The organism is Microbacterium memoriense (genome assembly GCF_025398275.1).
Taxonomy (GTDB): domain Bacteria; phylum Actinomycetota; class Actinomycetes; order Actinomycetales; family Microbacteriaceae; genus Microbacterium; species Microbacterium memoriense.
Genome location: NZ_JAODOR010000014.1, coordinates 163,709 through 176,238, shown reverse-complemented (window position 1 = coordinate 176,238; position 12,530 = coordinate 163,709). Strand labels below are relative to the sequence as shown.

General features: G+C 68.0%; 14 protein-coding genes and 1 pseudogene. 9 read left to right on the top strand and 6 right to left on the bottom strand.

Annotated elements, in window-relative coordinates:
* Both N4R40_RS12345 and N4R40_RS12340 read left to right on the top strand, forming a co-directional pair.
* Positions 1 to 648 (top strand): annotated as a pseudogene (locus tag N4R40_RS12345) (hypothetical protein); the annotation flags it as partial.
* Positions 645 to 1,391: a hypothetical protein gene (locus N4R40_RS12340; RefSeq protein ID WP_261607669.1), complete on the top strand. Its 747-nt coding sequence runs from the start codon at positions 645 to 647 to the stop codon at positions 1,389 to 1,391. The pseudogene N4R40_RS12345 and the gene N4R40_RS12340, both read left to right, overlap by 4 nt.
* An 11-nt stretch (positions 1,392 to 1,402) precedes the next feature.
* Here the strand turns inward: N4R40_RS12340 and N4R40_RS12335 are convergent, their stop codons facing one another.
* From N4R40_RS12335 to N4R40_RS12325, 3 genes are all read right to left on the bottom strand, one after another.
* Positions 1,403 to 2,305 carry a glycine betaine ABC transporter substrate-binding protein gene (locus N4R40_RS12335; protein WP_261607668.1) on the bottom strand — a complete coding sequence of 301 codons (903 nt, stop codon included), beginning with the start codon at positions 2,303 to 2,305 and terminating at the stop codon, positions 1,403 to 1,405.
* A 109-nt stretch (positions 2,306 to 2,414) separates the two neighbouring features.
* Positions 2,415 to 3,323, bottom strand: coding sequence for an ABC transporter permease (locus N4R40_RS12330; protein ID WP_261607667.1), 909 nt, complete (start codon positions 3,321 to 3,323; stop codon positions 2,415 to 2,417).
* The gene (locus tag N4R40_RS12325; RefSeq protein WP_261607666.1) at positions 3,323 to 4,669 is read right to left on the bottom strand and encodes a quaternary amine ABC transporter ATP-binding protein; all 1,347 of its coding nucleotides are present in this window, start codon (positions 4,667 to 4,669) and stop codon (positions 3,323 to 3,325) included. The genes N4R40_RS12330 and N4R40_RS12325 overlap by 1 nt, the downstream gene beginning before the upstream one ends.
* Before the next feature lie 319 nt (positions 4,670 to 4,988).
* On the opposite strand from N4R40_RS12325, the gene N4R40_RS12320 reads away from it, so the two are divergent.
* Genes N4R40_RS12320 through N4R40_RS12310 form a run of 3 tightly spaced genes read left to right on the top strand, consistent with a single transcriptional unit; the run spans position 4,989 to position 6,957 of the window.
* Positions 4,989 to 5,375 (top strand): GntR family transcriptional regulator, encoded by a 387-nt coding sequence (locus N4R40_RS12320; protein ID WP_261607665.1) that lies wholly within the window; start codon positions 4,989 to 4,991, stop codon positions 5,373 to 5,375.
* Complete coding sequence (locus tag N4R40_RS12315) at positions 5,372 to 6,274, top strand: ABC transporter ATP-binding protein (RefSeq protein WP_261607664.1); 903 nt, start codon at positions 5,372 to 5,374, stop codon at positions 6,272 to 6,274. The genes N4R40_RS12320 and N4R40_RS12315 overlap by 4 nt, the downstream gene beginning before the upstream one ends.
* Entirely contained in the window at positions 6,271 to 6,957 is a 687-nt protein-coding gene (locus N4R40_RS12310; RefSeq protein ID WP_261607663.1) for a hypothetical protein, read from the top strand. The genes N4R40_RS12315 and N4R40_RS12310 overlap by 4 nt, the downstream gene beginning before the upstream one ends.
* A gap of 11 nt (positions 6,958 to 6,968) precedes the next feature.
* On the opposite strand, the gene N4R40_RS12305 is transcribed toward N4R40_RS12310, so the two are convergent.
* Positions 6,969 to 7,268 (bottom strand): chorismate mutase, encoded by a 300-nt coding sequence (locus tag N4R40_RS12305; protein WP_261607662.1) that lies wholly within the window; start codon positions 7,266 to 7,268, stop codon positions 6,969 to 6,971.
* Between the two features lie 34 nt (positions 7,269 to 7,302).
* Between N4R40_RS12305 and N4R40_RS12300 the strand changes: the two genes are divergently transcribed.
* On the top strand, positions 7,303 to 8,451 hold the full coding sequence (locus N4R40_RS12300) for an AI-2E family transporter (RefSeq protein WP_261607661.1): 1,149 nt from the start codon (positions 7,303 to 7,305) through the stop codon (positions 8,449 to 8,451).
* Here N4R40_RS12300 and N4R40_RS12295 read toward each other — a convergent pair.
* Together N4R40_RS12295 and N4R40_RS12290 are read right to left on the bottom strand one after the other, a co-directional pair.
* Positions 8,448 to 9,617, bottom strand: coding sequence for a lactonase family protein (locus N4R40_RS12295; RefSeq protein WP_261607660.1), 1,170 nt, complete (start codon positions 9,615 to 9,617; stop codon positions 8,448 to 8,450). The genes N4R40_RS12300 and N4R40_RS12295 overlap by 4 nt on opposite strands.
* Positions 9,617 to 10,903 (bottom strand): adenylosuccinate synthase, encoded by a 1,287-nt coding sequence (locus tag N4R40_RS12290; RefSeq protein WP_261607659.1) that lies wholly within the window; start codon positions 10,901 to 10,903, stop codon positions 9,617 to 9,619. The genes N4R40_RS12295 and N4R40_RS12290 overlap by 1 nt, the downstream gene beginning before the upstream one ends.
* Before the next feature lie 98 nt (positions 10,904 to 11,001).
* Here N4R40_RS12290 and N4R40_RS12285 point away from each other — a divergent pair, with 98 nt between their 5' ends.
* From N4R40_RS12285 to N4R40_RS12275, 3 genes are all read left to right on the top strand, one after another.
* Entirely contained in the window at positions 11,002 to 11,157 is a 156-nt protein-coding gene (locus N4R40_RS12285) for a hypothetical protein (RefSeq protein WP_261607658.1), read from the top strand.
* Positions 11,154 to 11,609 (top strand): DIP1984 family protein, encoded by a 456-nt coding sequence (locus tag N4R40_RS12280; RefSeq protein WP_196323580.1) that lies wholly within the window; start codon positions 11,154 to 11,156, stop codon positions 11,607 to 11,609. Before N4R40_RS12285 ends, N4R40_RS12280 begins: the two co-directional genes overlap by 4 nt.
* 249 nt (positions 11,610 to 11,858) lie before the next feature.
* The gene (locus N4R40_RS12275; RefSeq protein ID WP_261607657.1) at positions 11,859 to 12,503 is read left to right on the top strand and encodes a peptidylprolyl isomerase; all 645 of its coding nucleotides are present in this window, start codon (positions 11,859 to 11,861) and stop codon (positions 12,501 to 12,503) included.
* Positions 12,504 to 12,530: the final 27 nt, after the last annotated feature.

Below are 12,530 nucleotides of genomic sequence, written 5' to 3'. Positions count from 1 at the left end.
GCGGCGGTCCGCGCGCGGAGGGCCCACGTCAGCGCAGCCCGCGCCGCGCTGCCCGCGGCGACGCGGGATCCGGCATCCCTCCCGCTGGCCAAGCTCATGAGCACCCACGATGCGGTGACAGCGCAATGGATGCAGTACGAGACCGACCCCGCCAAGCTCATCGCCTTTCCGACGATGAGCGACGGTCGGGTTCCCCTGACGGCCGCGTTCCTCGCGGACGCCCGCGGTGCACAAGAGTTGCGACCCGCGACGGCGCAGTCGCGGATGACGACAGCGCAGTTCTCGGCGTATCGCGATGCCGTCCACCGCCTGCAGGTGGCGTTCGACGCTGCCGAAGCGGATGCGTGGCGGCGCGCGCGGACTGCCGGAACCGCACCGGCGGGTCCGGGTCCGGATGCCCCCGGCACCCCGCATTGGACGGTCGTGGCCCAGACGCTGACGGATACCCTGCTGGCCCGCTCGGCCGAAGCACTCGCGCGCGCGGCGGGACAGAGCCGCGCCACCCCGCCGTCGGCCGCGGATGAGCCAGCCCCGCGCGCCGCCGAGAAGACCGAGCCGTCGGCTCCGCCCGCCGAGCCGCAGACGCCGCCGAAGAGCCGCGACACGCCCATCTGGCCGATTCCGCGACGCGGCGGCAGCGGCACATGAACGACATCCTGCACTTCCTGGGAAGTTACTGGTGGCTCGCGTTCCCGCTCGCCGGCATCGGCGCGGGCGCGTTCCGTCGGTTCGAGCACTTGTCCGCCGAGCGTCACAAGCGGCGGCTCGAGGTCATCAAAGCCAAGGGTGAGTTGCGGTCGGTCCGCATGGATGCCGGCCAGGACCCTCAGCCCATCACGCGTCCGTCGCCCCTCCCCGACCAGCTGACGAAGATCTTCGCGACGCATGATGCGATCACGGCCCGCTGGCTCGAGTACGAACTCGACGTCGCGCGCCTCATCGCCTTCCCCACCATGAGCGATGGGCGGCAGGATCTGACGGCGGCGTTCCTCCGCGCCAAAAAGGTCGCCGACTCGTTGCGCCCGGCATCCGCCGACGCGAAGGTCACCCCGGACGCCGTCTCCGAATATCGCGGCGCCGTCACCGACTATGAGGTCGCCTTCGATCTGGCGGAGCGCGATGCTCGCCGCGTCCGCGACTCGCAGTTCAGCGCGACCGAACGCAAGCGTCTCGCGACAGCGCAGCAGCTCCTCGCCGTCGCGCTGGACCAGTCGGCGACCCCCGCTGAGCGGCAGGTCGCATACCGCCGCGTGCGCGACGAGGTCGACGGGTTGCTCTCGATCTCGGACGAGGCGGTCGACCTCCTCGAACAGAAGGTGGCGCTGCAGCTCGAGCCGGGTCGCACCGCAGCGGGAGAACGGGGCCCGGCTTCCGCCGAACCCCGTCCCTGACCGCGAAGCGATCAGGATGTGAGCGAGTCGACCCACTCTTGGTTCGCCGCGATCCACTCCTGCACGACGGGGCCATACTCGTCACCCTCGTAAGAGTTGAAGAGCGCGTCCTCGAGCGAGTACAGCGTGTCGCTGGGCATCTCGAAGTTCGAGATCCACGCGTGCACCTCGGGGAAGTCGGCGGCGAACGACGTCGCGGCGACCGAGTGGATGCCTTCGGTATCTCCCAAGAGGCCCTTCGGGTCTTCGAGGTCTTTGATCGGGAAGGCGTTGTACGCCCAGTGCGGACGCCACATCGTGATGGCGATGTTCTCACCGGCGTTGGTCGCCTTCTGCAGCTCGGCGAGCATCGCCGGCGTCGACGACTCGATGAGCTCCATGCGCTCCAGGCCATAGCCCGGCACAACCTCATCGCCCGTGATGCGCATGAGGCCCGAGCCCGGCTCGATCCCGACGATCCGGTTGCCGAAGTCGGCGGATGCCGCCGCGAGCTCGTCGAGCGAGTCGATCGGGGCATCTTCGTTCACGGCGATCGTGAGCTTCGCTTCGTCGTTCCATGCGCCGAGGTCTTCGACGTCGTCGCCGTACTGCTCCATGTAATCGGCGTGCGTGATCGGCAGCCAGGTGTCGAGCACGAGGTCGAAGTCACCGCCGGCGAGTCCCTGGTACACGGGCGCGACGTCGGCGAACGTGAGCTCGACCTCGTACCCCTTGTCCTCGAGGATCGTCTGCCACAGGTAAGACGCGGCGATGCCCTCGTCCCAGCCGTTGAACACGGCGATCTCGATCGGGCGGTCTGCGGCGCCTCCGTCCGCACTGCTGCCCGTCTCGGTGGTCCCTGCGCATCCGGCAAGCGCGAGGGTAGCCGCGCCCGCCAGGGCGACGGCGCTCAGAATGCTGTTTCTCTTGGTCATCATGACGTCCTCTCCATCCGCGTGCTGTCGCGGATCGGTCGTTGTTTGTCGAGCGCGGAGTCTCCGCGCCCCCGGCGAGTGATGAGCTCGCCTGGTCGGTGGGGTCTTCTCAGACGGCGGCGGGGATGCGGCTGACCGAGCCTGCGGCATCCTGTGCGTCGCGTGCCGTCTTCGACTTCGCGACGCGGCGGCGGCGGTCACCGCCCAGCGCCGAGGTCAGTCGATCGAGGATCATCGCGATGATCACGATCGAGATGCCGGCCTCGAATGCGAGCCCGACGTTGATGCGGCCGAGGGCGCGGACGATCTCGCCACCGAGCCCGCCGGCGCCGACCATGCCGGCGATGACGGCCATCGACAGGCTCAGCATGATGACCTGGTTGATGCCGGCCATGATCGACGGGAGCGCAAGAGGGATCTGGATCTGCCGCAGCACACGCGCCGGCGAGGCGCCGAACGCGAAGCCGGCCTCGACGACCTCCGTGTCGACGCCGCGGATGCCGAGTTCGGTGAGGCGCACGCCGGGCGCCAGCGCGAACATGATCGTCGCGATCATGCCGGGCACGGCGCCGACACCGAAGAAGAAGATCGCCGGGATCAGGTAGACGAATGCCGGCATCGTCTGCAGGAGGTCGAGAATCGGTCGGACGACACGCGAGACACGGTCGCTGCGCGCGGCCCAGATGCCGAGGGGAACCGCGATCAGGATCGCGACGACGGCGGCGACGAGGACGAGCGCGAGGGTGTCCATCGCGTTCTCCCACTGGTCGACTCCGACGATCACGAGCAGGCCCAGCGCGGTCCCGACCGCGAGCTTCCACCCGCGAACAACGAAGGCGAGAGCAGCGAACAGCGCAATGATCAGCCAGAACGGCGGAGATACGAGCGCCCAGCCAAGGCCCTCGTACACGGCCTTCAGGACGGTCGAGATGAGATCGAAGAACCCACCGAGGGTGTCGCCGAGGAAGTCCACGATGGCTTCGGCCCAGTCGCCGATCGGAATGCGGAAGAAGTCCATCAGCGCACGCTCCCTTCGCTGGTCGCCGCGCCCGGCACGAGCGTGCCTTCCGTTGCGGCGTCGACGAGGGGCGTGAACTGCGCCACCATGTCGATCGGCGATTGGATGACCGGCATTTCCCGGGTGGTGGCCGGCACGTTGCCGAGCGCGGCAAGAAGCGTCACACGCGGGATGACCCCGAGCAGACGGCGGTTCTCATCGACGACGGCGAGGGGCACGGTGGCCTCGACGGCGGTCTCGACGATGTCGGTGAGGAGGTCGTCGGGCCCGACCGTCGGCACGTGCGCGTCGACGATTTTGCGGAGGTCCGTCTCGCCCGACTTCACGGCGCGGATCACGGCGCGGTCGGTGACGACCCCCACGAGGCGGCGGTTCTCGACCGCGAAGACCGATCCGACCTGTTGCGCACGGAGCGTCCGGAGGGCCCCGCGCACACCGGCGCTGACCGGAGTGGTCTGGTGCGGCGGCTCCATGACGGATGCCGCGGTCAGCACCCGCGCACGGTCGACGTCCTGGACGAATTGCGCGACATAGTCGTTCGCCGGGTCGGTGAGGATCTCTTCGGGCGTGCCGTTCTGCACGATGCGCCCGTCGCGCATGACCGCAATGCGGTCGCCGAGGAACATGGCTTCGTTGAGGTCGTGTGTGATGAAGACGATCGTGCGGCCGAGCTCGCGCTGCAGCTCGACGAGCTGCTCTTGCATCTCGCGTCGAATGAGCGGGTCGAGCGCCGAGAACGCCTCGTCCATCAGAAGGATGTCGGTGCCGGCGGTGAGGGCGCGGGCGATGCCGACGCGCTGACGCATTCCGCCGGAGAGCTCGTCCGGCATGGCGTGGGCCCGATCGCCGAGACCGACGCGGTCGAGGATCTCCTGCGCACGCGCGCGGCGCTCGCTCTTGCCGACACCCTGGATCTCGAGCGCGTAGGCCGCGTTGTCGAGGACCGTCAGGTGGGGGAGAAGCGCGAAGTGCTGGAAGACCATCGACACCGACTCGCGGCGGATGGTGCGCAGCTCGGCGGGCGATGCGGCGGCGACACTGCGCCCCCCGATCACGACGTCGCCGGCCGTGGGTGGGAGCAGACCGTTCAGCATCCGGATGATCGTGGACTTGCCCGAGCCGGACAGCCCCATGATCACGAAGATCTCTCCAGGCTGCACCGTGAAGCTCGCGTCGATCACCGCCGCGGTCCCGGCATCGGCGATGCCCTGACGCGACTCGCCGGCGCGGAGCCGCGCCACGGCATCTTTCGGATTCCGGCCGAAGACCTTGTACAAGTTCTTCGCCTCAAGGGCAGGAGTATCGGTCACAGCACACCTCAGCAGCCACTCGGGAAGTGGCGGCATCCGTCGCGCCCGGGTGACGGCCCGGCGTGCACACCACGTGCATCGGGCAACGAACGTCGGGTCCGCAGCCAACCGGCCGTCGACCGTACGCCCGTCGATTTGATGCGCGATGCACCACCAACGGTCGCGGACTGGTCGAGACGGCCCGCCACGCGGAGGGCCGTCTCGACGGTTTCATGACAACGCATACACCGCAAATTGGCGTTTCACAGCGAGGGTCGCTATCACGCGTGCGCGCGTCGGCCGTCTTGGTCTTGACAGCGAGGCTCGCGTCATGGTTACTTAGTTGAGTAACTAACCAACACACCAAGGAGGTCTGGTGATCGAGGAAGGCAAAGCGCTCTTCGTGCAGATCGCGGAGAGCGTCGAGGACTCGATCCTCGACGGGAGCCTTGCCGAGGATACCCGCGCACCCTCGACCAACGAGCTCGCCACCTTCTACCGGATCAACCCCGCCACCGCCGCGAAAGGAGTGAACATGCTCGTCGACAAAGGCGTCCTCGTGAAGCGACGCGGCGTGGGCATGTTCGTCGCCCCGGGCGCCCGCGACCACCTGCTCGTCGAACGTCGATCGGTGTTCGCCGACCGCTTCATCCAGCCCCTGCTGACCGAAGCCCGGGCCCTGGGCCTCGGGCCGGACGATCTCGCCACCCTCGTCCGAGAGCGCGCAGCGGCATCCGACATCATCGAAAGGAACGCACCATGACGGCTGTGATCGAGGTGAAGAACCTGACCAAGCGCTACCGCGACACGCTCGCACTGGATGATGTCTCGTTCTCGATCGAAGAGAACACGATCTACGGACTGCTGGGGCGCAACGGCGCAGGAAAGACGACGATCATGTCGATCCTCACCGCACAGAACTTCGCCACCTCCGGGCAGGTCCGGGTCTTCGGCGAGGAGCCGTACGAGAACGCCCGCGTGCTGAGTCGGCTGTGCTTCGTCCGCGAAAGCCAGCGCTATCCCGATGACGCACAACCCCGGCATGCGCTCCGGATGGCGAGTATGTTCTTCCCGAATTGGGATCAGGCCTTCGCCGACCGCCTCGTCGACGACTTCCGGTTGCCGATGACGCGCCGGATCAAGAAGCTCTCCCGCGGGCAGCTCTCCTCCGTCGGCGTCATCATCGGCCTCGCCTCACGGGCCGAGATCACCTTCTTCGACGAACCGTACCTGGGCCTCGATGCCGTGGCGCGACAGATCTTCTATGACCGACTACTCGAAGACTATGCCGAGCATCCACGCACGATCGTGTTGTCCAGTCACTTGATCGACGAAGTGTCGAACCTGCTCGAACGGGTCCTCGTCGTCGATGAGGGCCGCATCGTCATGGACGAAGAGACCGACGCTGTGCGCGACCGCGCGGCGACCATCATCGGGGATGCGGCCGCGGTGGATGCCTTCGTCGCCGGGCGTGAGGTGATCCACCGCGAGGGCCTCGGCCGCGTCGCATCGGTCACGGTGCTCGGCACCCTCACGACCGACGACCGCGTCCACCTCTCGGCGGTCGGGCTCGACGTCGCGCCGGTGTCATTGCAGCAACTCATCGTGCGTACGACGCAGAACCATCCGCGCACCCATGAAGACGAAGGAGCACTCCGATGAAGCGGACGCTGACCGTCACGCGCATGCAGTTCGTGAACAAGATCACCTTCGTCTGGATGCCGTTGATCATCCTCAGCGCAACGTTCGTGATGTCGGTCATCATCTTCGCGCTGATCCCCTACGACGGCGCGAAGTACGGGGGCGGCAGCCAAGCGCCCATTTGGTACTTCTTCGCCATCGGGATCATGGCACTCAGCTACACCTTCCCGTTCTCGCAGGCATTGAGCATCACCCGACGCGAGTTCTTCTTCGGCACGATGCTCTCCGCGTTCCTCACGTCGCTGATGCTCGGCGTCGTGTTCGTCCTCGGGGGATTCGCCGAACAGGCCACGCGCGGATGGGGTGTGAACGGCTACTTCTTCACGCTCGACTGGGTCTGGCGGTCGGGCGCGCTCATCGCCGGATTGTTCTACGCCGCGCTGTCGTTCCTGCTCTTCGTCCTCGGGTTCTGGGGAGCGACCGTCTTCCGTCGATTCGGGACGCTGGGGCTCACCCTCGCGCTGCTCTTGCTCGGAGTCGTGTTCGTGGCAGCGATCTGGATCATCTCGTCACTGGATGCCTGGGCCGAAGCCGGCGCCTGGATGGCCGGCCTCACCGTTCCATCCCTGATCGGCGGGATCACGCTCGCGATCGTCGCGTTCGGTGCGATCTCCTTCGCGACTCTTCGCCGCGCGGTTCCCTAGTCCGCTGCGGTTCAGCGCTCCTCGGCTGCGGCCGTGTGGTGTCGGATGACCTCGGCCACCACGAAGTTGAACCACTTCTCGGCGAACTCGGGATCGAGCTCGGCATCAAGCGCCACTTGACGCAGCCGGGCGATCTGATGTTCCTCGCGCGACGGGTCGGATGCCGGCATCCCGTGCTCGGCTTTCAGAACCCCGACCTGCTGCGTCGCTTTGAAGCGTTCGGCGAGCAGGTGGATGAGCGCCGCGTCGATGTTGTCGATGCTGCCGCGCAGGCGGCGGAGCGTCGCTGTCGGATCCGTGCCGTCGGTCATGCCCCCGAGACTATCGCGCCCTAGAGTGTGTCTCATGAGACCCCGCCGCGCCTCCCGCCTCGCCGCTACGGACGCGCTGACGCCCCCGGAACCCACCGCTTCCGTCCCGCCGGTTTCCGCGCCGGCCCGACACGTGTGGACGAACGTGAACCGGCCGTTCGTGGCCGGCTTCCTCCTCACCCTGGGCGGCATCGCCGCGTTCGCCCTGGGGGCCGCGATCAGCAGTCTCGTCACGATCTGGATCTACATCGCCTTCGCGCTCTTCGTCGCGCTCGGCTTGAACCCGCTCGTGCAGCGGCTGGAGCGTCACGGCACGAAGCGCACCTGGGCGATCGTGATCGTCTACTTCGGTTTCGCGATCGCCATGGCAGCCGTCATCTGGCTCATCGTGCCCACGGTCGTCCGCCAGATCGCGCAGTTCATCTCCGACCTGCCCACCATGATCGGCGACTTCCAGACGACCGATTTCTACCTCAGCATCGCGGCGCAGTTCGGCGACCAGGTGCCGAACCTTCTGGGCGAACTCCAGCGCTTCCTCACCAACCCCGCCAACATCGCCGCGATCGGCGGTGGCGTGCTGCAGATCGGCATCTCGATCGGAGCGACGATCTCCGGGACCATCATCATCATCGTGCTGAGCCTGTACTTCCTGGCTTCGCTTCCCCAGATCAAGCACGCGTTCTACCGACTGCTGCCGGCGCGGTCACGCACGCTCGCGGCGGATCTGACTGAGCAGATCACCGACTCGGTGGGCGGCTACCTCGGCGGCATGGTGGTGCTCGCGTTCTGCAACGCCGTGCTGACGTTCATCCTGTTCACGATTCTCAGTCTGCCGTTCCCCGCGCTTCTGGCGGTCACGGCGTTCTGCATCACCATCATCCCGCTCGTCGGAACCGTGCTCTTCTGGGGCATCGGTTCGGTCGTCGCGCTCTTCTCGAGCCCGGTCGCCGCACTGGTGTTCGCCCTGGTCTACCTTGTCTACATGCAGCTCGAGGCATACGTTCTCACCCCGAAGGTCATGAACAAGGCGATCTCGGTTCCCGGGTCGCTTGTCGTGATCGGCGCGCTCGTCGGCGGCACGCTGATGGGCCTGTTGGGCGCACTCGTGGCCATTCCCGTGACGGCGTCGATCCTGCTGATCGTGAAGAAGGTCGTCATTCCGAAGCAGGATGCCGCCGTCTAGCCGACTGCATCCGCCAGAAGGCAGGCCGGACTCGGCGCGCTGACACGGTGTCGCACGCGACCGGGCACTCCGGTACGTTCGTCGATCGCCAGCGAGACGATGTCATTCGACCGCTCGCCCGCGATCAGAAGCGTGTCGCGCTCGAGGACGTGATGCCGCGGCCAGTCCACACCGGACTCGATCAGAGCGACCGAGCGAAGATCGGCGCCGTCGCCGTGGACCTGTACGACGGAGATCGTGTTGCTGCCCCGCAGTCCTGCGTAGACGAAGCGGCCATCGCGGGACATCGCGATCTCGGCGGCGAAATCCGCACCGGGCTGCGCCCCGAGAAGCGGAGCACCGCCCACGAAAGACCACAGCCCGTCCGAACCGGGACGCAGCACGAACAGCTCGTCGGAGTGTTCCGTGACGATGTAGAGGTGTCCGCTCGGATGCCAGAGGGTATGACGAGGACCCGTGCCCTGCGGTAGGGCGACGCGTTGCCGCTCTCGCAGGCGCCCGTCTCGCGTATCCCAGATGCGGACCTGGTCGAACCCGAGGTCGGTGCTCACCAGCCCGCCGGGGGTGAACCGGGTGTGGTGAGCGTGCGACCGGCGAGCGCTGTCTCCCGCCGGCGGCGGCATCGCGGGCTCGTCGGCAGCGCTCAGCAACGCGACGAGTGATTCCATGGCGGTTCGCTCGCGCGGCGGCTCGGGCACGTCGATGAGTCCGGACGGCTCGCTCGCCCCCTGCGTGCCGCTACCGGCATACGGGTCGACGGCTGCGGCGCCGATCGTGGCGGACCCGAGCGCGCCACGGGCATCCAGTCCGATCCGGACGACACTGCCGTCGTCGTACGACGACGCGACGAGCCACCGCCCGTCGGGCGCGACCGCCACGTGGCACACGGAGCCGCCGGCTGCGACCGCGCTGCCCAGCCCGACGAAAGACTCCTCGCCGATGCGTGCCCACGCGCGGACGGAACCGGATCCCTCCATCGCGGCGTACAGCACGGGCAGCGTCGGATGCCAGGCGAGCCACGACGGCGACCCGGTGGTGCGCACCGCATCGGCATACGACAACTGCCCGCCCGCGAGCACGGCGCCCGGCTCTCCCGCGCGGAGCGCGCCGATCCCGGTGGCGGCACCGCCTTTGTCAGCGGTGTACCCGCCGACAAAGAACCGCATCAGTCGACGAGGTCGTGCCGGACGATCACGGCGTCGCGCGAAGCGCCGACACCGATCACCGAGATGCGGGTGCCGCTCATGGCTTCGAGCGCGAGCACGTAGTCCTGCGCCTCCAGCGGGAGGTCGTCGAAGGTGCGCGCACCGGAGATGTCGGCCTTCCACCCCGGGAAGTACTCCAGGATCGGGGTGGCGTGGTGGAAGTCGCTCTGGTTGACCGGCACCTCGTCGAAGCGCTCGCCGTCGACGTCGTAGGCGACGCACACCGGGATCTGGTCGAGCCCCGTGAGGATGTCGAGCTTGGTCATGACGAGATCGGTGATGCCGTTGATCCGGGTGGCGTAGCGGGTGATCGGGGCGTCGTACCAGCCGACGCGGCGGGGGCGCCCGGTCGTCGTGCCGAACTCGAAGCCGCGCTTGCGCAGCCACTCGCCCTGCTCGTCGAACAGCTCGGTCGGGAAGGGGCCGGATCCCACACGAGTGGTGTAGGCCTTCACGATCCCGACGATGCGGTCGAGGCGGTTGGGGCCGACGCCCGACCCGGTCGACGCACCGCCCGCCGTCGCCGACGACGACGTCACGAACGGATAGGTGCCGTGGTCGACGTCGAGCATCGTGGCCTGGCCACCCTCGAAGACGACGACGTCGCCGGCATCCAGCGCCTCGTTCAGCAGCAGCGACGTGTCGGCGACCATCGGTCGCACGCGCTCGGCGTACGACAGCAGGTCGTCGACGATCTCGTCGACCGTGATGGAGCGGCGGTTGAAGACCTTCACCAGCAGGTGGTTCTTCTGATCGAGTGAGCCTTCGACCTTCTGCCGCAGGATGTTCTCGTCGAAGAGGTCTTGGATACGGATGCCGACGCGGTTGATCTTGTCGGCGTACGTCGGGCCGATCCCGCGGCCGGTCGTGCCGATCATGCGCTTGCCGAGGAAGCGCTCGGTGACCTTGTCGAGCGTGCGGTGATACTGCGTGATGACGTGGGCGTTGGCGCTGATGCGCAGGCGCGACGTGTCGAGGCCGCGGGCGTTGAGCGCCGCAAGCTCGGCGAAGAGCACCTCGAGGTCGACGACGACGCCGTTGCCGATCACCGCGTTCACTCCCGGCGAGAGGATGCCGGACGGCAGCAGATGCAGGGCGTACTTCTCGTCGCCGATGACGACGGTGTGGCCGGCGTTGTTGCCGCCGTTGAACTTGACGACCCAGTCGGTGCGCTCCCCGAGGAGGTCGGTGGCTTTGCCCTTGCCCTCGTCTCCCCACTGGACGCCGACGATCACAATGCCTGGCATGGGCCTTCTCCCCCGCTTGTCGGACGGTTACACCCCATCCTACCGACCTGGGCTCCGCGACCCGCGAGCGGATAGTGTTCCGACGAGCGCACTCGGACATGGGCCACGGCGTGGTCGGCATCGAGCTCCCCCAGGGCGCCGCTCCCATCCCGTCGTCGAACGAGGTGCTGCACCTCATCGCGCCGCTCATCCTGCTCGTGGCCTTCTTCGTGGTCTGGATCGGTCGCCGCCGCCGTGCGAAGCTGGGGCGATGAAGCTCGCCGAAGCACTCGCGGAGCGCGCCGCCCTCGCCACCCGGCTCTCCCAGCTCGCCCAGCGCGCAGCGCAGCACGCGCGCGTGCAGGAGGGGGAGCCGCCCGTCGAAGACCCCACCGCGCTGCTGTCCGAGCACGACCGTGTCGCCGAACGCCTCGCCGACCTCATCACGCGGATCAACCGCACGAACCTCGAGGCGACCCTCGCCGACGGCGCGACGCTCACCGATGCATTGGCCCGCCGCGACGTTCTCCGGCTGCGGGTGCAGGCCTACACGCAGGCGGCGGATGCCGGGGCCGCCCGCGGCGACCGCTACAGCCAGTCCGAGATCCGCTACGTCGCGGCGATCGACGTCGCCGCCGTCCGCGCGCGTGCCGACGCCCTCGCGAAGGAATGGCGAGAGCTCGACATCCGCATCCAGGAGGCCAACTGGCAGAGCGAACTGATCTGACGCCGGCGTGCAGTCGGTAGTCCGAGAGTGCGAGCGCACACCCCACGCCGCCGGGGGCAATCGGCGGCTCTGCAGGACCGACGAGCCGGTCCACCGGAAGATCCCGGTCACGGCGCATGCTCGGCACGGCGCACACACGCACGCGGCAGCCTGCACATCTCATCACCACGCGCTGGCTCACGGACGAGGGTGGGACAGGGGACCCGCCGGCGTCGGATCCGTCTCGCAGGCGGACCGTAGGCTGTCGGCATGCGCTCACGATTGCTCTCCGTCGCGGCTGCGGTCGGTCTTCTGCTCACCCTGACCGCCTGCGCGGGACAGCCGGCGTCCGAGGAGTCGGCGCCCGGAGCCCGAGGGTGCGAGTACACCGAAGCCCCCGGTGGGGTGCGCGACGTCGACGTTCCGCCGTCCGAGCCGGCCCGGTCCGGTGACGTGACCGCGACGCTGCAGACCTCCGCCGGTGACATCACCCTCACCCTGGATGCCGATCGGACACCCTGCACCGTCGGGAGCTTCGTCTCCCTCGCCGAGCAGGGCTACTTCGACGGCACCACGTGCCATCGACTCACCGTCGAGGGCATCTTCGTGCTGCAGTGCGGCGATCCTTCCGCCACCGGCATGGGCGGACCCGGCTATCGGTACGCCGACGAGCTCGACGGGACCGAGACGTATCCGGCAGGCACGCTGGCGATGGCCAACGCCGGCCCCGACACCAATGGGTCGCAGTTCTTCCTCGTCTACGAGGGCACCCAGCTTCCCCCCGCGTACACGGTCTTCGGGATGATGGATGCCGCCGGCATCGATCTCGTGCGAGCCGTCGCCGCCGCGGGCGTCGGCCCCGACGGCGTCGCTCCGGCATCCCCCGTCGACATCACCGCCGTGACTCTGGGCTGACCCACGCCCCCACACCGCGCGAGCCGA